Origin of the sequence: Williamsia herbipolensis (genome assembly GCF_000964005.1) — a bacterium.
GTDB classification, from domain to species: Bacteria; Actinomycetota; Actinomycetes; order Mycobacteriales; family Mycobacteriaceae; genus Williamsia_A; species Williamsia_A herbipolensis.
Map to the genome: position 1 here is coordinate 368331 of NZ_JXYP01000021.1, position 20776 is coordinate 389106.

The window sequence follows — 20776 nt, forward strand, 5'->3', positions numbered from 1 at the left end:
CGCGTCGACCCGGAGCCGTTCATGACCCGACGCGACCGCCGCAGCTGTGGATGACCACGCAGCTGTGGACGGATCGGTCAGGCCGGGGTCTCGTACCCCTCGACCGGATCGAGCTCGGTGCTGATCACAACACCCACCGCGCCGCTGCCGACGTGGCTGCTGAGCACCGGCCCCATGTCGGAGGTGATGACCGAGACGGTGCGCACCCGCTCACTGATCCGGGCCACGATGTCGGCGGCGGCCTCGGGTGCCTCACAGTGCAGTACGCCGATCGTGGCGGGGCGACGGTGGGTCGCGGCGACGGCGGCGTCGACGAGTTTGGTGACCGCCTTGCTCAGGGTGCGTTGCCGTTCGGCGACCACGAGCGTGCCGTCGACCACACGCAGCACCGGCTTGATCGACAGCGCCGACCCGAAGAGCTTCGTCGCCGCGCCGATCCGACCGCTCGCGCGCAGGTTGTCGAGTTGCGCGACGCAGAGCAGGGTCTCGCTGGTGGAGCCGGCGCGGATGGCTGCCTCGTAGACGCGATCGAGGTCCGCGCCCGCCACGGCGGCCTGCGCCGCGGCGATGGCCGCGAACCCCACTGCGAGACCCACCGACCGCGAGTCGACCACACGAACCCGGCCCGGGAACTTCTCCGCGGCCACCCGCGCCGAACCCCACGTACCGCTCAGTCGTCTGCTCATCAGCACCGCCACGACACCGTCGTCACCGCTGTCGGCGACCGCCTGGTCGAACGCGGCGGCCAGATCGGCGGGCACGGCACCGGAGGTGGTGGTGGTCGGATCGTTGTAGATCTCGGGACCGATGTCGTCGACGTCCTCGGACAGATCGAGGTCGCCGTTCATCACGTGCAGCGGGACCTGACGGATGTCGTAGTGCTGACGGATCGGCGCGGGCAACCGCGCCGAGGAATCGGTCACCACCACCACGGTCACGCCGCCCAGCGTAGGGGGCGGGGATCAGCGAGGTGTCGGCGGTGCCGAGACGGTTCGATCGTCACCCGTCGCATCGCGCACGGCGTCGGTCATGAGGGCACCGATCGCGGTGTGGCACGCGAAGCCCCAGTGGATGCCGTCGGGGTTGTGGTCGGCGGCGATCATCGCCACCGGTCCGGCGGCGCGGTCCTCGGCGGCGAAATGCGCCGCCGTCACCGGATAGAAGTCGACCGTCGGCATCGCATGGTCGGCCGCCCACCGTCGCATCGCGCTGGTGTGACGGGCGCGGGCGCTGTGCACGAACCCGTAGTACGGGCTGCTGTGCGTCGAGGGCAGACACAGGATGACCGGCAGGTCGGGACGCACCATCGCCAACGCCGACCGGATCTTCTCGAGGTACTCCACGGTCACCGGCGCCGGCAACGCCACGGGCCAGCCGAGCGGCGACAACAGCGGCTGCAGCCGGCCGTACGCGGCACGTACCGCCTGTCGCAGCCACGACGGTCGCAGGTAGCGGATCTGCTCGCGCACCGCGGTCGGCAGCGGCGAGGGCAACGTGTCCATCCCGCCGATCGCGATCACCACCACACGAGCTGTCGGGATCGCCGCCCAGATCCGCGGATCCTGGGTGATCGCCCACCACACGTCACGGGTGGTCCACCCGATCCGACCGAAGAGTTCCGACCGCAGCCCGACACCCTCGGCGGCGATGGTCGGCCAGATGCGCGGATCATCGGCGGGCAATCCGCCCTCGGGTCCGTAGTAGGCGAGGGAGTCCGACAGCACCAGCATGCTGTCGCCGCCTCTGGCCTGTGCCGTCATCGCACGGCCGTCACTGCACGGCGGCGTCGGCGATCTCCGCCGAGGCGTTCCACACGTCCAGACGCCAGGTCGGTGCGTCACCGTGGCCGCTGAGCTGCACCCAGCTGGTGTTGGCGAGGCCACCGAAGACCGGCCACGACCGCTGCGGGAGGCCCAGGAGGCCGGCCGTCATGGCGGCGATGACCCCACCGTGTGCAACGAGCACCACAGGGTTGTCCGCGTCGGGACCACTGCCCCAGTCGGGGAGGTCCGCGACGAGTTCGGTCACCACCGGGATGGAGCGCTCGGCGACGTCGACCCGGCTCTCGCCCTGCGGCGGACGCCACGTCGAGTCGTCACGCCAGTCGCGTCGGGCGCCGGGCATCGCGTCGTCGACCTCGTGATGGGTCAGGCCCTGCCAGTCGCCCAGGTGCGTCTCCCGCAGCCGCTGGTCGGTGGTGATCGGGAGGCCGACGACGTCGGCCAGGGCTTTCGCGGTGTCGTGGGCGCGCCTCAGGTCCGAGGAGATGATCTGACGCGGGGATCGCTTGGCGAGCACCCGGGCCGCCGCACGCGCCTGGGCGACGCCCACCTCGGACAGGTCGGTGTCGAGCTGACCCTGCATCCGGCTCGCGGCGTTGTAGTCGGTCTGCCCGTGGCGCAACAGGATCAGGCGACGGACCACGGGGGTCATCCGCTCGACAGAACTGTCCCCGGTGTCGGGTCCGCTCACGCGAGGGTCTCGGGGTCGACCACCGGGCAGTCCTTCCACAGGCTGTCGAGGGCGTAGAACTCGCGCTCCTCGCTGTGCTGGATGTGGACGACGATCTCGGAGTAGTCGAGCAGCGTCCAACGGCCCTCGCGGGCACCCTCGCGACGCAGCGGCTTGTGTCCGACCTCGCGGAGCTTCTCCTCGACCGCGTCGACGATGGCGCCCACCTGACGTTCGTTGCCCGCCGAGGCGATCACGAACAGGTCGGTGATGACGAGCTGCTCGGAGACGTCGATGATCGTGACGTTCTCGGCGAGCTTGTCGGAGGCGGCGTCGGCGGCGACCTTCGCCATCGCGAGCGCCTCGGGTGTGGCTGTCACAGGTGTCCTCTCGAAGACGTTTGTTCGGTGGCGGGGAACGTGTCCCCGACCCGGGGTGCATCGGTGGGGTCGGCCGTCGCGGGGTGCACGGCCGAGGGGTGGACGGCACCGTCGGGATCGGCCGACGGGCCCGACACCCCGCGCGACTCGGGGCGCGGCACGCGGTAGAGACGCCGCTTGGTGATGTACTGCACGACACCGTCGGGTACGAGGTACCAGACGGGCCGCCCCTGCGCCGCGCGGTCGCGACAGTCGGTGGACGAGATCGCCAACGCCGGCACCTCGATGAGGTGCAGAGCGTCCGGCGACAACGTCTCGAGGTGCGTGCCCAGATGCGCGGCACCGAGTTCGTACCCCGGGCGGCTGACGCCGACGAATCGCGCCAGCGCGAAGAGTTCCTCCCAGTCGTGCCAGGTCAGGATCGAGCTGAGCGCGTCGGCGCCGGTGATGAAGTAGAGGTCGGAATCGGGGTGCAGTCGACTGAGGTCGCGCAGAGTGTCGACGGTGTAGGTGTCGCCCTGGCGTTCGATGTCGACCCGGCTCACCGAGAACCGCGGATTGGCCGCGGTCGCGATGACGGTCATCAGATAGCGATCCTCGGCCGGGCTGACCACGGGGACCACCGTGCTCTCGCCCTGGCGCACCGCCTGCTCGTCGGACAACTTCTGCCACGGACGTCCGGTGGGGACGAAGATGACCTCGTCGAGATCGAACCGGTCGGCGACCTCGTTCGCGGCGACGAGGTGCCCGTTGTGGATGGGGTCGAAGGTGCCGCCCATCACGCCGACCCGTCGTCGTCGGAGTGCGCCGACCGGTGCGGTCGACTCGACCGGTGCGGTCGGACGGATCTCGGGCATGTCTGCGGAGTCTACGTGCCCGCCAACCGGGGGAACCGACACGCTCAGACCGGCAGCAGGTCGGCGATGACCTGCGCCAACTGGCGCGCGTTGCGGCATTCGTGCATCTCGATGATGGTCGAGTAATCCTGGGCGACCGAATCACCGGTGTCCCACAGCGACTCGGACTCGGGGTTGAGCCAGTAGGCGTGGCGGGCACGGTCGACCAGCGTGCGCAACGCCTCGAACCGTGGGTCGTGATAGTTGTTGCGGCCGTCACCGAGGACGAGCAACGCGCCGCGGTGGGTGAGCGACTCGATGTGGTCGTCGACGAACCCGGCCAGGGCGTGGCCGTAGTCGGAGTGACCGTCGCGGGTGATCAGCCGGGCGTTGTGCAGCATCTCGGTGACGGCGGTGGAGATGTCGATGTCGTCGGGACGCCTGCTGAAGTAGTCGGTCACCTCGTCGACGGTGTCGACGAACGCGAACACGCGCACCGCGGAGAAATGCTGACGCAACGCGTGGACGAGCTGCAGCGTGAACTGCGAGAACCCCGACACCGAGCCCGACACGTCGCACAGGATGACCAGCTCGGGTCGGCCCGGACGGGGGCGGCGGTAGGTGAGGTCGATGGGGACACCGCCCGTCGACATCGAGGCCCGCAGGGTCTTGCGGATGTCGACGACTCCACGCCGTGCCCGGCGGCGCCGCACCTCGAGCTTCGCGGCGAGCAGCCGGGCGAGCGGGTCGACGGTGCGGCGCAGTTCGATCATCTCCGCGCGACCGGCCGAGAGGAACGCGATGTTCTCCGGCAGGGTCGGTACGGCGTACTCCCCCACCCGCTCCCGGCCCGACCGCTCGGTCATGCGGCGTCGGGTCTCCTCGGACACCAGGTCGCCGAAGCGCCCCACCCGGTCGGCCGCCGAACGCCGATAGCGTGGTCCGACACCGCCGTCGTCGTCGTCACCGGACGCCGCCGCCATGGCCGCCGCGATACGCGCGATGAGGGTCTGCGGCCGGATCGACGACATCGCCTGATAGGTCGAGAACGCGTCGCCCCGCGTGGATCGGTAGCCGCCGATCTGATCGACGATCAGCGAGATCAACTGCGCCAGACGACCATCGTTCTGCGCGTCGCCGTCGGCGAGCATCTCGGCGACCATCTCGCGCACCGCGTCGATGTCGACCGCGCCGGTGTCGTCGGTGGGGAGTTCGAGATCGGTGGTGCGGGTACCGGTCCCGAGGGGGAACCAGAGGTCGAACACCGCGTCGAAGACCGGCCGTTGGGTGTGATCGGTGACGAGCGTGCACGCCAGTCCCTCGCGGAACCCGGTGCGGTCGAGCAGGTCGAGCACCTCGGTGGCACACGCGGCGTCGATCAGCGACGCCGGACCCACCACGATCCCCCGGTCGCGCAGGTCGTCGACGAACCCGGTCAGGTGGTCGACGAGGTGGGCCCCCGCGTCACCGCGACGCGGTCCACCGCGGCGGCGACCGACGAGGGGGGACGTCATCGGTCGAGCTTCAACTCCGCCGCCGCGGCCTTGAGGTCGGGGCGGTGCTTGAGGACGACCCCCAGGGTGCGACTGAGGATCTCGTCGTCGAGCCGCCCGCGCGGCTTCTCCCCGATCCCCAACGCCAACAACGTGTTGCCCCAGTCGATGGTCTCTGCCACCGACGGCTTCTTGCGGAGATCGAGTGACCGCAGGACACCGATCACGCGGATCATCTCCCGCGCGATCGAGTCCGACAGGGCCGGCACCCGCGAGGCGAGGATCTCCCGCTCACGCGCGGGGTCCGGGAAGTCGATGTAGAGGTACAGACACCGACGCTTGAGCGCCTCGGAGAGTTCGCGGGTCGCGTTCGAGGTCAGCAGCACGATCGGACGGCGCACCGCGGCAACGGTTCCCATCTCGGGGATCGTCACCGCGAAGTCGCTGAGCACCTCGAGGAGCAGGCCCTCGACGTCGACGTCGGCCTTGTCGACCTCGTCGATCAACAGCACAGTGGGGTCGGTGCGGGAGATGGCACGCAACAACGGTCGCGGCAGCAGGAACTCCGCGGAGAAGATGTCGGCTTTGGTCTCGTCCCAGCCTCGTTGCCCCGTCGACTGGATGTGCAGGATCTGCTTGGCGTGGTTCCACTCGTAGAGCGCGCGCGCCTCGTCGATGCCCTCGTAGCACTGCAGCCGGACGAGCTCGGCCGCCGACGTCTGCGAGATCGCCCGCGCCAGTTCGGTCTTGCCGACGCCGGCCGGGCCCTCCACGAGCAACGGCTTGCCGAGACGGTCGGCGAGGAACACCGCGGTCGCCGTGGCGGTGCCGGCGAGATATCCCGTCGCGGCGAGTCGGGTGCGGACGTCGTCGGTGTCGGTGAAGACCGGCGAGACGGCCGGACCGCCGAGCCCGGGCGGGGTCGTGGGGGCTGATGTGTCGGTCACGGGCGCGTCTGTCCCTGGCCCCACACGATCCACTTGGTGGAGGTGAGTTCGGGCAGACCCATCGGGCCCCGTGCGTGCAGTTTCTGTGTGGAGATGCCGATCTCGGCGCCGAATCCGAACTGCTCGCCGTCGGTGAACGCCGTCGACGCGTTCACCATCACCGCCGCGGCGTCGACCCGCTCGGTGAACTCGGAGGCCACGGCGAGATCGGTGGTGACCACGGCCTCGGTGTGGCCGGTGCCGTAGCGATCGATGTGCGCGATCGCCTCGTCGATCCCGGCGACGACCTTGACGGCGATGTCGAGGGAAAGGTACTCGTCGGACCAGTCGGCGTCGCCGGCCGGTTCCATGCCCGGTTCGTCGCCGTGGATCACCACACCGTGCGCCTGCAGCGCCGAGACGAGCCGCGGCAGTGCGACATCGGCGACGGCGGCGTCGATCAGCACGGTCTCGGCCGTGTTGCAGACGCTGGGCCGCCGGGTCTTGGAGTTCACGACGATGCTCTCGGCGACGTCGAGATCGGCCGACGCCGCGACGTAGACGTGGCAGTTGCCGGTCCCGGTCTCGATGGTGGGGACGGTCGCGTCGCGGACGACGGCCTCGATGAGACCTGCTCCGCCACGGGGGATCACGACGTCGACGAGCCCGCGGGCCCGGATGAGGGCGGTCACGCTGGCGCGGTCGTCGGACGACAGGAGCGACACGACGTCGGCGGGAAGGCCTGCGCGGGTGAGCACCTCGCGCAGGATGCCCACCAGGGCGGCGTTGGACCGCGCGGCCGACGACGATCCGCGCAGCACCACGGCGTTCCCCGATTTCAGGGCGATGCCGAAGGCGTCGACGGTCACGTTCGGGCGCGCCTCGTAGACCATGCCGATGACCCCGAGCGGCACCCGGACCTGTCGCAGCATCAGCCCGTTCGGGAGCGTCTTGCCCGTCACGACGTCGCCGACGGGGTCGGGCAGTGTCGCGACCTGACGCAGACCGTCGGCGATGGCCCCCACCCGCGCCTCGGTCAGTCGGAGTCGGTCGAGCAGGCTGTCGGCGGTACCGCTCGCGCGGGCGCGGTCGATGTCCTCGGCGTTCGCGGCGAGGATCTCCGCGGTCCGCGCGAGCAGTTCGTCGGCCGCGGCGAGCAGCACGCCGTTCTTCGTGGTGGTGGTCTGGCGGGCGAGCACCCGCGCGGCCGCCTTCGCCGCCCCGGCCGCGGCGTGGACCGCGGCAATGATCGGATCCCCGGCCGCCGACGGGGTCGTCGCGGACGGACTCGTCGGGCGGGCGACCGCGGCGTCGGCGGTGGGTGCGCTCATCGGACCAGCCTAACGCGGGGCCATCACCCCCGGTCAGCAGCGGTCGAGTGACCGACGCAGCACCGGGACCGACCCCGCGTCGACCGACAGCCGGTAAGTCGCGAGGACGGTGACGAACTGCACCGCGTACTGGCAGGCGAACGACGTCCGCCGCGGCATCCACGCGGACGGCGGCGAGTCGCTCTTGTCCTGGTTCGAGTCCCCGTCGACCGCGACGAGGTTGGCGGGGTCGTTGGCGAACCGCAGGCGGGTCGACGCGTCCCAGCCTGCGGCGCCCATGTCCCAGGCGTAGGACAGCGGGACGATGTGGTCGATCTGGACGTCGGCACCGCTGCCGCGTCCGCGCCGGAAGTCGATCCACTCGCCGGTGTACGGGCTGCGCAGTTCACCGCTGCCGACCGCCCGGGGACACGACGCGACCTCGACGTAGGTCTTGTCGCGGAGATCGCGGTCGAGGATGTCGTTGCGGGTGTCGCAGCCGTTGCCGGCGTCCTGGGCATCGGATCCGTCGGCCCAGGCCGTCCCGAACGCGGCGCGGTCGTAGTGCTCCGGGCGGGCCCGGTGTGCGACCACCGGAACCGCGGCCAGGGCGGTCCGCACCGCGGCGACGTCGCGGTGCGGCATCGGTGGCCGCGTGGGCCACACCGCGATGACGGCGACGGTCACCGTGATGGCCACCCACGCGATCAGGGTCGTCCATGCCCGCACCGACAGCGCCATCGGGCCGATCACCGCATCGCCTGCGCACGCCGGGACCGGATGTGCCGGGAAGCGCCGTCAGGGTTTGGCGAGGAACGCCGCGCGTGACGGTCCGAGGACCGACTCGACGAGCAGGGCCAGCGGACGGTGGCGGGCCAACGTGATGTCGCCGGGCACGATCTCCGCGGCCAACACCCGCGCATCGGCGATGACGTCGACGTCGTCGATGAGCGAGAGGAACCGCAGCGAGGACGACTCTCCGGACTGCAGGGCACCGAGGACGTCTCCTTCCCTGCGTGCGATCAGATCGATCCGAGCGAGTTCGAATCCGTCATTGGACGCCTCGACGGCCCTCAACCGTTCCATCGCCGGCGAACCCGCTTTCGTGGCGGTCCGCAGGAAGCATCGACCTGGCAGCCCGCCGCGGCCCACGCGACCGCGGAGCTGGTGGAGCTGGCTCACCCCGAACCGCTCGGCGTCGACGATCACCATCGTGGTCGCGTTCGCCACGTCGACACCGACCTCGACGACCGTGGTCGAGACGAGGATGTCGATCTCGCCACGGGTGAACGCGTCCATCACCGCGGTCTTCTCGTCGGCGGGGAGTCGACCGTGCAGGAGTTCGACGCGGTGGCGGCCCAGGGGTCCGGAGGTGATCTCGGCGAACATCTCCACCGCCGAGCGGGTGGGCATCCCCTGTCCCCGCTGTTCGCGTTCCTCCGACTTCGCGCCCGCCGCGGTGCCGTCGTCGCCGATCCGCGAACAGACGACGTAGACCTGTCGGCCCGCGGTGACCTCCTCGTCGACGACCTCCCAGAGTCGGCTCTCGAACTTCGGCAGGTACTGCGGCACCACGTTGGTGGTGATCGCACGGCGCCCCGCCGGCAGTTCGCGCAGTGTCGAGGTGTCGAGATCGCCGTAGACCGTCATGGCGACCGTCCGGGGGATCGGGGTCGCGGTCATCACCAGCATGTGCGGGACGAGGTCGTCGCGGCGGCGCGAGCGCAGGGTGTCGCGCTGCTCCACGCCGAAGCGATGCTGCTCGTCGACGACGACGAGGCCGAGGTTGAAGAAGTCCACCCGGTCCTCGAGCAGTGCGTGGGTGCCGATGACGATGCCGGCGGTGCCCGTGACCGCCTCGAGCAACGCCGCGCGTTTGCCGGCGGTCTTCATCGAGCCGGTCAGCAGGGTCACACGCGTCGCGGGATCCTCGGCGTCGAGTTCGCCGGCCCGCGCGAGACCGCCCAGCATCGTCGTCAGCGTCCGATGATGTTGGGCGGCAAGGACTTCGGTCGGCGCCAGCAGCGCGCACTGGTAGCCGTTGTCGATCATGCGGAGCATGCAGAGCAGCGCGACCAGGGTCTTGCCCGACCCCACCTCGCCCTGCAGCAGCCGACTCATCGGCTCCCCCGACCCGAGTTGATCGCAGATCTCACCGATGACGGTCTGCTGGCCGTCGGTGAGGGTGAACGGCAGCCGCGCCCGCAGCGCGTCCTCGAGCCCGTGTTCGACGTGGTCGCAGGTGGGACCGGTACGTCCGGAGTCGGCGAAACGCCGCCGCGCCAACGCCACCTGTAGGGCCAGCGCCTCGTCGAACGTCAGACGTGTTCGCGCGGCGTCGATCTCGTCGGAGGTCTCGGGTAGGTGGATGGCCCGTAACGCCGCGTCGGCGGCGATGAGGCCGCGCGCGTCGCGTTCGGCGTCCGACAGCGGGTCCTCGACGGTGTCGACGGCGTCGAGCGCGGTGCGGACCGCCCGCCAGATATCCCACGTCTGCAGGGCTTTCGTGGCCGGATAGACCGGGATGAACGGGCGGTCGAACTCACCGAGGTCGGCGGGGTCGGTGGCGTCGGTCGGCGAGGACGTCGCGGCGTCGCCCGCCATCGACAGCATCATCGCCGATCCGACCGAGTCGATACCGCCGGCCTCGTCGGGCAGCACCATCCAGTTCGGGTGGGTCAGCTGCATGGTGTTGTTGAAGTAACCGACCGTGCCGGCCACCATCATCCGCACTCCGGGCGTCAGCGCGCGGGCGATCGCGTAGGGATTGAAGAAGGTGACGCTGAACGACTGTGATCCGTCGGTCGCCTTGACCACCAGCATCTTTCCCTTGCGGGACTTCATCGACCGCATGTCCGCCTTCTCCACGCGTGCCACCAAGGTGACCCATTCGCCCGCCTCGGGTCGCGACTGCGCGGAGAGCTGACCCTGTTTGACGTAGCGGTGCGGGATGTAGCGGATCAGCTCACCGACGGTGTGCACGCCGATCTCCTCGGCGAAGGTCGTGGCCTTCGCATCCCCGAGCAGGCCGCCCAGCGGATCGTCGGTACGCGCGCTCATTCGACCCCCACCTGCAGCACCTCACCGGCCTGTCCCGAGGCGTAGGAGACGAACTCGACACCCGGATGTGCGGTGGCGACATGGCGTTCGAGGCCGTCGAGCACATCGGTGCCGATGTCGGCGCCGGCCAGCACGGTGACGAGTTCACCACCGGTACCGAGCATGAGGTCGACCAGGGCGGTGGCGGCGGCGAGCTGGTCGGGCCCGATCACGAGCACGTCGACCCCGATGAGTCCCAACAGATCTCCGGGTTCACACGTTCCCGCGAGCGTCAGCGCCGATTCGGTGGCCGTGGTCACCGAGCCGCGTCGGGTCGAGGCCGCCGCCTCGGCCATCGCGTAGGCGTCGGCGTCGGCGTCGGCCGACAGGTCGTGCACGGCCAGCGCCGAGAGACACTGCACCATCGACAGCGTCGGCAGGAACACCACCGCCCGATGCGCCGATCGCGCGTCGGCGGCGACGGTCACGAGGTCCTGTGCCGGGATCGCGCCGTTGGCCATCACGACCACATGGGCGGCGTCGAGATCGACGATCGCGCGGGCGAGCGTCGCGGCGTCGAGGCCGTCGTCGGCGCGCACCACGCGCGCTCCCGCGTCGGCGAACAGTTCCGCGGCACCGTCGCCGGTGACCACCGCGACGACCCCGCGATGGCGGCTCGGCAGTCGGTCGTCGGGACCGGTGGCCGCCCGGTGGGCGTCGAGCACGAAGCAGCTGATCCGGATGTCGGCGACGTCACCGGCGTCGAGACCGGCCTCCACGGCGGCGCCGGGGTCGTCGGTGTGGACGTGCACCGAGAACCGTTCGCCGGTCGACTGTGAGCTGTCGCCGACGATGACGACCGCGTCGCCGAGCGTCTCCAACGTCGACCGCAGCACGGGGATTCGGTCGGCGGTGGCGCGGGCGAGGATGTACATGACCTCGTAGTCCATGTCGGACCCGACGGCGTCGCACCCGTCGCCCGCCGGCGCGTGGCCGATCGGATCGCCGCCGCCGGCGAGCACCCCCTGGTACCGCCGGCGCTGCGCCGAGACCCCCGTGAGCACCTTCACCATCGCGTCGAAGAGCACCAGCAGACCGCGGCCGCCCGCGTCGACGACACCGGCGCGGGCCAGCTCGGGCAGTTGTTCGGTGGTCCGTTCCAGGTCGTCGGCGCAGGTGTCGGCGACGGCGCGGGCCAGATCGGCGGGTGTCGAGTCGGCCACCGCGACCGCGGCCGCCGCGGCCGTCCGCAGCAGCGTCAGGACGGTGCCCTCGCGGGGTTCGCTCACCGCGCGGGTCGCGGCCAGCGCGGCGAGACCGAGCCCCGAGGTCCACAGCCGGTTGAAGGACACGTGACCGTCGACGGCGTCGATGCCGGCCGCGTCGGCGAGACCCAGCAGCACCTGCGACAGGATGATCCCGGAGTTGCCGCGGGCCTGCCCGACGGCGCCGTCGGCGGCCCGACGCAGGACCTCCGGCGCGTCGGCGTCGGCCGGGGCGTCCGCGCAGGCCGCCGCGGCCGCGGTCATGGTGTGCAGCATGTTGCTGCCGGTGTCGGAATCGGGGATCGGGAACACGTTGAGGTCGTTGATCTCACCGCGCACCGCGGTGAGGCCCCGCACGCATTCGTCGGTCCAGTCGCGCAGCAGCCGCGGGTCCATCGGGGTCGACCGGCCACCGGACGCGCCGGCCGCCGAGTCGGCGGGGGCGTCGGTCGGCGCCGCACCGCGCGGTGCGCGTGCCTCGGCGTCATTTGGCCCGATCGCGTTCATGCGGCTATCCTTGCAGGGTTGTCGTGAGGCCGTTTCGACGCATGTCGCCGCGCACCGACACCACCCTTTGTTCCCACACTTGAGGAGTTCGACGATGGCTGCCGTCTGTGACGTCTGCGCCAAGGGCCCCGGCTTCGGCAAGTCGGTCTCCCACTCGCACCGCCGTACCAACCGACGCTGGAATCCCAACATCCAGACCGTGCGCGCACAGGTCGCCCCGGGTAACCGGAAGCGTCTGAACGTGTGCACCTCGTGCCTGAAGGCCGGCAAGGTCGTGCGCGGCTGACCGAGGTCATCCCATGACCTCCCCGGACAGCGACCCCGTCGACCGCGACCTCGTGCGCGTCGTCGACGGGGTTCTGCATGTCCGGATCTCGACGGAACGCGGCGGCAACGCCCTCGACCCCGACGGACTCGACCAGGGCACCACCGCACTGCGGCAGGTGGCCGCCGGGTCGCTCGACGTCGGCGCCGTCCTCCTGTACGGACCGGGCGCCAACTTCTGTGCCGGCGGTGACGTGCGGTCGTTCGCCGCGGCACCCGACCGGTCCACGTTCATCGCGGCGCTCGCCGATCGATTCCACGGTCTCCTCCTCGCACTCGCCGACGCCGACACCCCGGTCGTCGCCGCCGTGCGCGGCTGGGCAGCCGGTGCGGGCATGAGCATCGTCTGCCACTCCGACATCGCCATCGGCGGTCCCGGGACCTCGCTGCGCGCGGCCTACCCCGGTATCGGTCTGTCGCCCGACGGCGGCATGACGTGGGCGCTGCCCCGCATCGTCGGCGCGGCCCGTGCGCGTCACCTGATCCTCACCGACGCCGTCATCACCGCGCCCGACGCGCTCGAGATGGGCCTCCTGTCGCAGGTCGTCGGCTCCGACGACGACGTCGTGCCGACCGCTGTCGAGGTCGCCACCCGCCTCGCCGCCGGTCCCCGATCGGCTCTGCGCGCCGCGCGACGACTGCTCGCCGACGGCGCCACCGCGCAGCTCGTCGATCAGCTCGCGGCCGAGGCCGCGTCGATCTCCGCCCTCGCCGGCGGTCGTGAGGGCATCGAAGGGGTGGACGCGTTCGTGCAGAAGCGCCGCCCCGATTTCACCGCACGCTGAGCGACACCGCACACCGTCTCAGGGCAGTCGCCAGTCCACCGGGTCGGCCCCCAGTTCGGCCAGCGCGGCGTTCGCCCGGGAGAACGGTTTCGACCCGAAGAACCCTCGGCTCGCCGACATCGGCGACGGGTGCGCCGATGTGATCGCGGGCACTCCGGGCATCCACTGCTGCAGCGATGCCGCGTCTTTGCCCCACAGGATCGCGACGAGCGGTGCATCCCGCTCGACCAGTGCGGTGATCGCGCGTTCGGTGACCGTCTCCCACCCCTTCCCACGATGCGAGGCCGGTGAGCCGGGCGCCACGGTGAGCACGCGGTTGAGCAGCAACACCCCGGAGCGACTCCAGGGCGACAGATCGCCGGAGGTGGGACGCGGGAACCCGAGGTCGTCGCAGTACTCGGTGAAGATGTTGTTCAACGAGCGCGGAACGGGTTTCGTCTCGGGCGACACCGAGAAGCTCAGTCCCACAGCATGTCCCGGGGTCGGGTACGGGTCCTGACCCACGATCAACACGCGGATGTCGTCCATCGGGGCGGTGAACGCGCGCAACACCTGATCGCCCGGCGGGAGATAGCGGCGTCCAGCGGCGAGCTCGTCGCGCAGGAACCGCCCCATGTCGGTGATGGTGTCGGCCACCGGCGCGAGTGCCTGCGCCCATCCGGGGTCGACGAGCTCAGCCAGGGGCCGACCCGACGACGACTCCGGCGCCATCAGTCGATCCGCCGAAGATGCTCGCGGAAGTGTTGCGCGTTGTGGTGATACATCTCCACGTTGAGATCGACGTGATTCTCGGCGACCTCGAATCCGGCGCGGATCTTCGCCGGGACACCGAGCGCCATCGCCCGCGACGGCACCGCGAAGTCGAACGGCACCACCGCACCGGCGCCGACGATCGCACCGTCGCCGACCGTGGCGCCGTTGAGGACCACCGATCCCGAGGCGATCAGGCAGTTGTCGCCCACCGTCGCGCCTTCGACGTGCGCGTTGTGCCCCACGACGCAGCGCTCGCCGATCACCGTCGGATGGATGGGTGTGCAGTGGATGACGGTGCCGTCCTGGATGTTCGTCATCGCGCCGATGGTGATGGTGCCGTAGTCGCCGCGCAACACCGCTCCCGGCCACACCGACACCCCGGGTCCGAGCGTCACCGCACCGATCACGGTCGCGTCGGGATGGACGTAGGCGTCGTCGGCGAGTTCGGGTACTCGGTCGTCGAGTGCGTAGATGGCCACCGGGCCAATCTATCCGGCCCGTCGCGGGGACCGGTCAGAAGCTCTGCCATCCGCGGACCCCTGAGGGTGCGCCGTCGACCCGGACACGGGGTCCGTCGCCGGGGGCGACCACCGCACCGATCGCCGTCCATCCGGCCGGGGGTGGGCCGTCGAAGGTGGCGAGCAGCTGATGGTCCTCTCCCCCGCCGAGCTGCCATCCGATCGGATCGGCCCCGACCGCATCGGCGGCGGCGCGCAGCAGCGGGTGCGAGGGGATGGTGGCCGTGTCGATCTCGACGGCGACACCGCTCGCCGCCGCCATCGTCTCCAGCTCGTCGACGAGGCCGTCGGACACATCGGTCATCGCCCGCGCACCGGCGTCCGCGGCGACCGGACCCTGCCGGAGGTCGACGACCGGTATACGGTGCGCGGCAACCAGTTCCGCGAAATCGGTGATGCCGGCGTCGAGGAGCGCCAGCCCTGCCGCCGACGATCCCAGGGGGCCGCTGACCGCGACGGTCTGCCCCACCGCGGCACCGGCGAGTCGCACGGGCGCACGTCCGTCGGTCGTACCGAAGACGGTGACGGTCACCACCATCTCCGCGGCGGCCACGAGGTCGCCGCCGACGACACGTGCGCCGAACTCCGCGGCGATGTCGTTCATCCCCTGATCGATACCGAGGACCACGGCGGCGGGGGTCGTCGGCGGACATGCGATGGACACGACGATGCCCACGCTGCGCGCACCCATGGCGGCGATGTCGGCGCAGCTCTGGACCGCCGCACGGGCCCCGATCTGCTCGGGCGTCGACCATTCGAGCCGAAAATGCCTGTCCTGCACCAGGCTGTCGGTACTGACGACCAGGGAGCCGGCGAGGTCGAGCACCGCCGCGTCGTCACCCGGCCCCACGACGACCACGTCACCGTGGCCGGGATGGGAGGGCACGGCCCGCCGGGCGACCGCGGTCAACCGGTCGATGAGTGCGCGTTCGCCGAGGTCGGCCACGGTCGGCCCGACACCGCCGTCGGCGCCGGCGACAGCCCGTTGCGCAGCGGTTTCACCCGATCCCACCACCGCGTGCCCTCCGGTCTGCGATTCGCGCACCGGCCGGGTTGTCGGTGACAATGGGCCAGTCTATTCAGCGCCCGCGAGGGTGGGTGACCCGCGACCGCGGTTCGATCCACCCCACGCGGGGTGGTCGATCGGCCGCCGAGCGGGCATCGACACCGACGAAGGGAAGGTCATGGTCGCGGCGTTCATCCTGATCCAGACCGAGGTGGGCCGGGCCGCCCAGGCCGCCAAGGCCATCGCCGAGATCGACGGTGTCGCATCCTCGGAGGAGGTGTCGGGTCCCTACGACGTGATCGTCCGCGTCGACACCGACGACGCCGCACACCTCGCGACCGCGGTGATCCCGCAGATCCAACAGGTCGACGGCATCACCCGCACCCTGACCTGCCCGGTGGTCACCGACGCGCGGCCCTCGTGAGCGACGCCACCGGTCGCCGTAGCCCCGCCCTCATCGCGACCCTCGTCACCATCCCGGTGATGGTGATCGTGCTGTTCATCGCCATCGCGGCATTCCGTACCGATTCCTCGGGCGATTCGCTGCCGTTGGCGTCGGCCGCCGCGCCGCAGTCCGCCGATGCGAACTGCACGAAGCTCATCGCCGCCCTGCCGGCGACCTTCGCCGGCTTCGACGACCGCTCCGAATCCGGCGGGCTCGTGCAGTGGCAGCCGACCGGCGACGCCGCCGGTCCCGTGCAGCTGCGGTGCGGGGTCGACCGCCCGGCCGATCTCGCGCCGACCTCGGCCCTGCAGGTCGTCGACCCGGTCCAGTGGTTCGCCACCGGCAGCGGCGACCCCGACGCGACGGGGACGCTGTGGGTGGCCGTCGACCACCGCCCGTATGTGGCGCTGTGGCTTCCCAGCAACTCCGGCAACGGCCCGATCGCCGACACGTCGCGGATCCTCGACCGGATCCTGCCCCGCGCGTCGATCGACCTCGGGTCCTGACCCGACTCGGGGGCGGACCCGCGTCGAGGACGGGCGGACGCCCGTCGACTATTCGGGCTTGGTCGATCGACTGAGCAGCGCGACGATCGCGTCGCGGACACCGAGACCGTCGTGGCACACGCGATGCACCGCATCGGTGAGCGGCATCTCCACGTCGTGGGCCGCGGCGAGCGCGCGCACCGACGAGCACGACTTCACGCCCTCGGCGACCTGACCGTTCGTCGCCTCCTGCGCTTCGACGAGGCTGCGACCCTCACCGAGTCGGGAACCGAACGATCGGTTGCGCGACAGCGGTGAGGAGCAGGTGGCGACGAGATCGCCGACACCGGCGAGACCGGCGAAGGTCTCGGCGCGTGCACCGAGCGCCTCACCGAGTCGGATGGTCTCGGCCAGCCCGCGCGTGATGATCGAGGCGAGGGTGTTCTCACCCAGTCCGGCTCCCGACGCCATCCCGCAGGCGAGGGCGATCACGTTCTTGACCGCGCCACCGATCTCGCAGCCGATGACGTCGGTGTTGGTGTACGGCCGGAAGTAGGCGGTGCTGCAGGCGTCCTGAACCCGCTGCGCCCGCTGCTCGTCGGTGCACGCGATCACCGTCGCGGCGGGTTGACGTTGGGCGACCTCGCGCGCCAGGTTCGGGCCGCTCAGCACCGCGACGCGATCGTCGCCGGCGCCGGTCACCTCGGCGATCACCTCGGTCATCCGCTTGAGCGTGTCGCTCTCCACGCCCTTGGCCAGCGACAGCAGGGTGGCGTCGGGGCCGATCTGGTCCCGCCACCCGGCCAGGTTGGCGCGCAACGACTGTGACGGGACGGCGCACACCACCAGATCGGCGCCGTCGAGCGCGTCGCCGGCCGAGCTGACCGCGGACAGCGATGCGGGTAGATCTATCCCGGGCAGGTAGTCGGGGTTGATGTGGTCGTCGGTGATCCTCGCGGCCAACTCGGGGCGGCGTGCCCACAGCACGGTCGGTGTGCCCGCGTCGCACAGCACCGCGGCCATCGCCGTGCCCCACGACCCCGAACCCATCACCGCTGCACGCACGTCGCGACCTCCTCGTCTGCCGACCCCGCGCCCGCGGTGCCGCGCCACTCGCGCACCACCCTAGTGCTCGCCGCACACGGCCGACGTCGCATCATGGGCGGATGCAGGATCGGCGCTCGGCCATACGGCCCGACCCGCTCGGCTCGTCAGCCGGTGCGGGCGCGGGCGGTCGCGGCCTGGCCGCGGTACTGGCGGTGAAGGACCTCACCGATGCGAAGTCGCGGTTGTCGCCGGTGCTGTCGGCGGGGGCGCGACGCGACCTCGTGCTCGCGATGATGGCCGACACCGTGGTCGCGGCGCGCGCGGCCGGTGTCGACGACGTCGTCGTGGTGACGCCGGATGTGGCCGTGGCCGCCGCCGCCGCCGAACTCGGGGCCCGCGCCGTCGCCGACGACGACGAGCACCCCTCGACACATGATTCGTGGGCGCGCGACGGGGGCCCGCTGAATCGTGCGTACGCCCGCGGTGTCGCCGCCGCATCGGACCGTTCGCCCGGCACTCGGGTCATCGTCCTGCAGGCCGACCTGCCGACGGCGCGCCACGATCATCTCCGTGAGGTGCTGACGATGTCGGCCGCACACTCCCGTTCGTTCGTCCCCGACCGGTCGGGGGCGGGCACCGCCATGCTGATCCTGTCCGACACCGCCGACGTGGCGACGCGATTCGGTCTCGACTCCGCGGCCGCCCACCGCGCCGGGGGTGCGGTCGACCTGACCGACGGCGACCCGGATCGGTGGCCGGACCTCCGCGCCGACGTCGACACCGTCGACGACCTCCGTGTGGCCCGCACCCTGGGCGTCGGGACGGCCACCGCACGAGTGCTCGACGACGGATCGCTGTCGTCCCTGGGCGCGACACCGACCCCGCATGCGTCATGATGGTCGCGTGAGTTCCCCGGAAAGCATGCACACCGCCAGCACGCACACCGACAGCACGCACACTGACGGGGCGCCGGGCGCCGACGTCTCGCCCCCACCCCCCGCACCGACCGACGAGGTCACCGAGGAGTCGATCGAGGCGTCGACACTTCCCGCGGCGCCGCCGGCGGCGACCCTGCTGCCCGACGAGGCGGCCGACCTCCCCGACGACCGCTACCTCAACCGCGAACTGAGTTGGCTCGACTTCAACTCGCGTGTCCTGGCCCTGGCCGAGGACACCTCGCTGCCCCTGCTCGACCGGGCGAAGTTCCTAGCGATCTTCGCCTCGAATCTCGACGAGTTCTTCATGGTGCGCGTCGCCGGGCTCAAACGACGTGACGAGACTGGACTGTCGGTCCGGTCGGCCGACGGGTTGTCGCCGCGCGAACAGCTGTCGAAGATCGCCCGGCGTACCCAGACCATCGCCGAGCGCCACGCGCGTGTGTTCCTCGATTCGGTACGTCCGGCGTTGGCGGACAACAACATCCACGTCATGTCGTGGGACGAGCTGACCGCCGACGAGCGGGCGCGGATGTCGGAGTACTTCCACGAGGAGGTGTTCCCGGTCCTGACCCCGCTCGCGGTCGACCCCGCGCACCCCTTCCCGTACATCAGCGGCCTGAGCCTGAACCTCGCCGTGACCGTCAAAGACGTCACCGAGGGCGGCGAACACTTCGCCCGTGTGAAGGTTCCCGACAACGTGAGTCGCTTCGTCGAGGTCGGCAAACTGATGCCGCCGCAGGACGACAACGGCACTCCGCGCACCATCCTGCTGCCGATGGAGACGCTCATCGCGGCGAACCTCGAGCACCTGTTCCCCGGGATGGAGATCGTCGAGCACCACGTCTTCCGCATCACCCGCAACGCTGATTTCGAGGTCGAGGAGGACCGCGACGAGGACCTGCTGCAGGCCCTCGAACGTGAACTGGCCCGGCGCCGCTTCGGGTCCCCGGTGCGTCTCGAGGTCGCCGACGACATGAGCGAGCACATGCTCGACCTGTTGCTGCGTGAGCTCGACGTCGACCCCGCCGACGTCATCGAGGTGCCCGGCCTGCTGGATCTGTCGTGTCTGTTCCAGGTGTTCGGCCTCGACCGTCCCGCGCTCAAGGACCGCCCGTTCGTCCCCGCGACGCACCCGGCCTTCGGCGAGCGCGAGACGCCCAAGAGCGTGTTCTCCACGCTGCGCGAGGGGGATGTCCTCGTGCACCACCCGTACGACTCGTTCTCGACCAGCGTGCAGCGGTTCATCGAGCAGGCGGCGTCGGATCCGCAGGTGCTGGCCATCAAGCAGACCCTCTACCGCACGTCGGGTGATTCCCCGATCGTCAATGCCCTCATCGACGCGGCCGAGGCGGGCAAGCAGGTCGTGGCGCTCGTGGAGATCAAGGCGCGCTTCGACGAACAGGCCAACATCAAGTGGGCCCGACAGCTCGAGCAGGCCGGTGTGCACGTCGTGTACGGACTCGTGGGTCTCAAGACCCACTGCAAGACATGCCTCGTGGTCCGGCGGGAGGGATCGACGATCCGCCGCTACTGCCACATCGGAACGGGCAACTACAACCCCAAGACCGCGCGGCTGTACGAGGACGTGGGCCTGTTCACCGCCGCCCCCGACATCGGCGCCGATCTCACCGACCTGTTCAACACGTTGACCGGCTACTCACGCAAGCACGAGTACCGCAACCTGTTGGTGGCCCCGCACGGCGTGCGGCGCGGCATCATCGCGCGCATCAACCTCGAGATCGAGCGTCATCTCGCGGGCGACGAGCGGGCGCGGATCCAGTTGAAGGCCAACGCCCTCGTCGACGAGCAGGTCATCGACGCGCTCTACCGGGCGTCGCAGGCGGGTGTGCCCGTCGATGTCGTGGTGCGCGGGATCTGCGCGCTGCGACCGGGAATGCCCGGTGTCAGCGAGACGATCACCGTGCGGTCGATCCTCGGGCAGTTCCTCGAACACTCCCGGATCCTGCATTTCGGGGCTCTCGAGGAGTACTGGATCGGCAGCGCCGACATGATGCACCGCAACCTCGACCGTCGCATCGAGGTGATGGCCCAGGTCCGCGATCAGCGCCTGACCCGCGAACTCGGCGAGATCTTCTCCTCCGCACTGGATCCGACCACCCGATGCTGGGTGCTGGAGTCCAACGGGCGGTGGACGGCCTCGCCGGCGGCCGGGGAGGACGTGCGCGATCATCAGCAGCAGCTGACGCGTCGTCACCACAATCGGGCCGACACCGCGTCCTAGCACCGTCGCCCACGCGAGCCACGAGC

21 protein-coding genes are annotated in these 20776 nt (G+C 70.7%); 6 read left to right on the plus strand and 15 right to left on the minus strand.

All coding sequences use genetic code 11. From position 1 onward, the window contains the following. Window positions 1-77: 77 nt before the first annotated feature. From TU34_RS12935 to TU34_RS12985, 11 genes are read right to left on the minus strand one after another with little or no spacing between them, the layout of a single operon-like run. Window positions 78-938, minus strand: a complete 861-nt coding sequence (locus TU34_RS12935; RefSeq protein ID WP_045823204.1) for a DegV family protein — start codon at window positions 936-938, stop codon at window positions 78-80. A gap of 24 nt (window positions 939-962) precedes the next feature. Beyond that, complete coding sequence (gene octT / locus TU34_RS12940) at window positions 963-1760, minus strand: diglucosylglycerate octanoyltransferase (RefSeq protein WP_045823205.1); 798 nt, start codon at window positions 1758-1760, stop codon at window positions 963-965. A 10-nt stretch (window positions 1761-1770) separates the two neighbouring features. After that, window positions 1771-2433 (minus strand): histidine phosphatase family protein, encoded by a 663-nt coding sequence (locus TU34_RS12945; RefSeq protein ID WP_045823360.1) that lies wholly within the window; start codon window positions 2431-2433, stop codon window positions 1771-1773. A 35-nt stretch (window positions 2434-2468) separates the two neighbouring features. After that, window positions 2469-2831: a ribosome silencing factor gene (gene rsfS, locus TU34_RS12950; RefSeq protein ID WP_045823206.1), complete on the minus strand. Its 363-nt coding sequence runs from the start codon at window positions 2829-2831 to the stop codon at window positions 2469-2471. Beyond that, the gene (gene nadD / locus TU34_RS12955; protein ID WP_045823207.1) at window positions 2828-3688 is read right to left on the minus strand and encodes a nicotinate-nucleotide adenylyltransferase; all 861 of its coding nucleotides are present in this window, start codon (window positions 3686-3688) and stop codon (window positions 2828-2830) included. The genes rsfS and nadD overlap by 4 nt, the downstream gene beginning before the upstream one ends. Window positions 3689-3732: 44 nt before the next feature. Further along, complete coding sequence (locus TU34_RS12960; protein WP_045823208.1) at window positions 3733-5181, minus strand: vWA domain-containing protein; 1449 nt, start codon at window positions 5179-5181, stop codon at window positions 3733-3735. Further along, window positions 5178-6107, minus strand: coding sequence for an AAA family ATPase (locus TU34_RS12965; protein ID WP_045823209.1), 930 nt, complete (start codon window positions 6105-6107; stop codon window positions 5178-5180). The genes TU34_RS12960 and TU34_RS12965 overlap by 4 nt, the downstream gene beginning before the upstream one ends. Next, window positions 6104-7417, minus strand: a complete 1314-nt coding sequence (locus TU34_RS12970; protein ID WP_045823210.1) for a glutamate-5-semialdehyde dehydrogenase — start codon at window positions 7415-7417, stop codon at window positions 6104-6106. The genes TU34_RS12965 and TU34_RS12970 overlap by 4 nt, the downstream gene beginning before the upstream one ends. A 33-nt stretch (window positions 7418-7450) precedes the next feature. Further along, complete coding sequence (locus tag TU34_RS12975) at window positions 7451-8149, minus strand: HNH endonuclease family protein (protein ID WP_238981279.1); 699 nt, start codon at window positions 8147-8149, stop codon at window positions 7451-7453. A gap of 45 nt (window positions 8150-8194) precedes the next feature. After that, complete coding sequence (recG, locus tag TU34_RS12980; RefSeq protein ID WP_052688903.1) at window positions 8195-10456, minus strand: ATP-dependent DNA helicase RecG; 2262 nt, start codon at window positions 10454-10456, stop codon at window positions 8195-8197. Beyond that, the gene (locus TU34_RS12985) at window positions 10453-12096 is read right to left on the minus strand and encodes a DAK2 domain-containing protein (RefSeq protein ID WP_045823362.1); all 1644 of its coding nucleotides are present in this window, start codon (window positions 12094-12096) and stop codon (window positions 10453-10455) included. The genes recG and TU34_RS12985 overlap by 4 nt, the downstream gene beginning before the upstream one ends. A gap of 205 nt (window positions 12097-12301) precedes the next feature. On the opposite strand from TU34_RS12985, the gene rpmB reads away from it, so the two are divergent. Beyond that, the gene (gene rpmB / locus TU34_RS12990) at window positions 12302-12493 is read left to right on the plus strand and encodes a 50S ribosomal protein L28 (RefSeq protein ID WP_045823212.1); all 192 of its coding nucleotides are present in this window, start codon (window positions 12302-12304) and stop codon (window positions 12491-12493) included. A 13-nt stretch (window positions 12494-12506) separates the two neighbouring features. Then, the gene (locus TU34_RS12995) at window positions 12507-13316 is read left to right on the plus strand and encodes an enoyl-CoA hydratase/isomerase family protein (RefSeq protein WP_045823213.1); all 810 of its coding nucleotides are present in this window, start codon (window positions 12507-12509) and stop codon (window positions 13314-13316) included. Window positions 13317-13334: 18 nt separating this feature from the next. Here TU34_RS12995 and TU34_RS13000 read toward each other — a convergent pair whose 3' ends face one another. Genes TU34_RS13000 through TU34_RS13010 form a run of 3 tightly spaced genes read right to left on the minus strand, consistent with a single transcriptional unit; the run spans window position 13335 to window position 15632 of the window. After that, window positions 13335-14027 (minus strand): uracil-DNA glycosylase, encoded by a 693-nt coding sequence (locus TU34_RS13000; protein WP_045823214.1) that lies wholly within the window; start codon window positions 14025-14027, stop codon window positions 13335-13337. Beyond that, a complete protein-coding gene (locus tag TU34_RS13005; protein WP_045823215.1) occupies window positions 14027-14548 on the minus strand; it encodes a gamma carbonic anhydrase family protein in 522 nt (173 codons plus the stop codon). The genes TU34_RS13000 and TU34_RS13005 overlap by 1 nt, the downstream gene beginning before the upstream one ends. Before the next feature lie 34 nt (window positions 14549-14582). Beyond that, window positions 14583-15632, minus strand: coding sequence for a thiamine-phosphate kinase (locus TU34_RS13010; protein WP_238981280.1), 1050 nt, complete (start codon window positions 15630-15632; stop codon window positions 14583-14585). A gap of 139 nt (window positions 15633-15771) precedes the next feature. Here TU34_RS13010 and TU34_RS13015 point away from each other — a divergent pair, with 139 nt between their 5' ends. Beyond that, window positions 15772-16017: an Lrp/AsnC ligand binding domain-containing protein gene (locus TU34_RS13015; RefSeq protein ID WP_045823364.1), complete on the plus strand. Its 246-nt coding sequence runs from the start codon at window positions 15772-15774 to the stop codon at window positions 16015-16017. Beyond that, complete coding sequence (locus TU34_RS13020; RefSeq protein WP_238981281.1) at window positions 16014-16544, plus strand: DUF3515 domain-containing protein; 531 nt, start codon at window positions 16014-16016, stop codon at window positions 16542-16544. Before TU34_RS13015 ends, TU34_RS13020 begins: the two co-directional genes overlap by 4 nt. 48 nt (window positions 16545-16592) lie before the next feature. Here TU34_RS13020 and TU34_RS13025 read toward each other — a convergent pair whose 3' ends face one another. Beyond that, window positions 16593-17588 (minus strand): NAD(P)H-dependent glycerol-3-phosphate dehydrogenase, encoded by a 996-nt coding sequence (locus TU34_RS13025; protein WP_045823216.1) that lies wholly within the window; start codon window positions 17586-17588, stop codon window positions 16593-16595. Window positions 17589-17689: 101 nt separating this feature from the next. Between TU34_RS13025 and cofC the strand changes: the two genes are divergently transcribed. Continuing rightward, window positions 17690-18466, plus strand: coding sequence for a 2-phospho-L-lactate guanylyltransferase (gene cofC, locus TU34_RS13030; protein ID WP_052688904.1), 777 nt, complete (start codon window positions 17690-17692; stop codon window positions 18464-18466). A 25-nt stretch (window positions 18467-18491) separates the two neighbouring features. Next, entirely contained in the window at window positions 18492-20750 is a 2259-nt protein-coding gene (locus TU34_RS13035; RefSeq protein ID WP_082080231.1) for an RNA degradosome polyphosphate kinase, read from the plus strand. The last annotated feature ends 26 nt before the right edge of the window (window positions 20751-20776 follow it).

Coding starts and splice junctions, on each gene's coding strand:
- TU34_RS12995 (WP_045823213.1), top strand. CDS start 12,507: ATGACCTCCCCGGACAGCGACCCCGTCGACCGCGACCTCGTGCGCGTC.
- TU34_RS12970 (WP_045823210.1), bottom strand. CDS start 7,417: ATGAGCGCACCCACCGCCGACGCCGCGGTCGCCCGCCCGACGAGTCCG.
- TU34_RS13000 (WP_045823214.1), bottom strand. CDS start 14,027: ATGGCGCCGGAGTCGTCGTCGGGTCGGCCCCTGGCTGAGCTCGTCGAC.
- TU34_RS13015 (WP_045823364.1), top strand. CDS start 15,772: ATGGTCGCGGCGTTCATCCTGATCCAGACCGAGGTGGGCCGGGCCGCC.
- TU34_RS12960 (WP_045823208.1), bottom strand. CDS start 5,181: ATGACGTCCCCCCTCGTCGGTCGCCGCCGCGGTGGACCGCGTCGCGGT.
- rpmB (WP_045823212.1), top strand. CDS start 12,302: ATGGCTGCCGTCTGTGACGTCTGCGCCAAGGGCCCCGGCTTCGGCAAG.
- octT (WP_045823205.1), bottom strand. CDS start 1,760: ATGACGGCACAGGCCAGAGGCGGCGACAGCATGCTGGTGCTGTCGGAC.
- cofC (WP_052688904.1), top strand. CDS start 17,690: ATGCAGGATCGGCGCTCGGCCATACGGCCCGACCCGCTCGGCTCGTCA.
- TU34_RS13035 (WP_082080231.1), top strand. CDS start 18,492: ATGCACACCGCCAGCACGCACACCGACAGCACGCACACTGACGGGGCG.
- recG (WP_052688903.1), bottom strand. CDS start 10,456: ATGAGCGCGCGTACCGACGATCCGCTGGGCGGCCTGCTCGGGGATGCG.
- TU34_RS12945 (WP_045823360.1), bottom strand. CDS start 2,433: ATGACCCCCGTGGTCCGTCGCCTGATCCTGTTGCGCCACGGGCAGACC.
- nadD (WP_045823207.1), bottom strand. CDS start 3,688: ATGCCCGAGATCCGTCCGACCGCACCGGTCGAGTCGACCGCACCGGTC.
- TU34_RS12985 (WP_045823362.1), bottom strand. CDS start 12,096: ATGGACCCGCGGCTGCTGCGCGACTGGACCGACGAATGCGTGCGGGGC.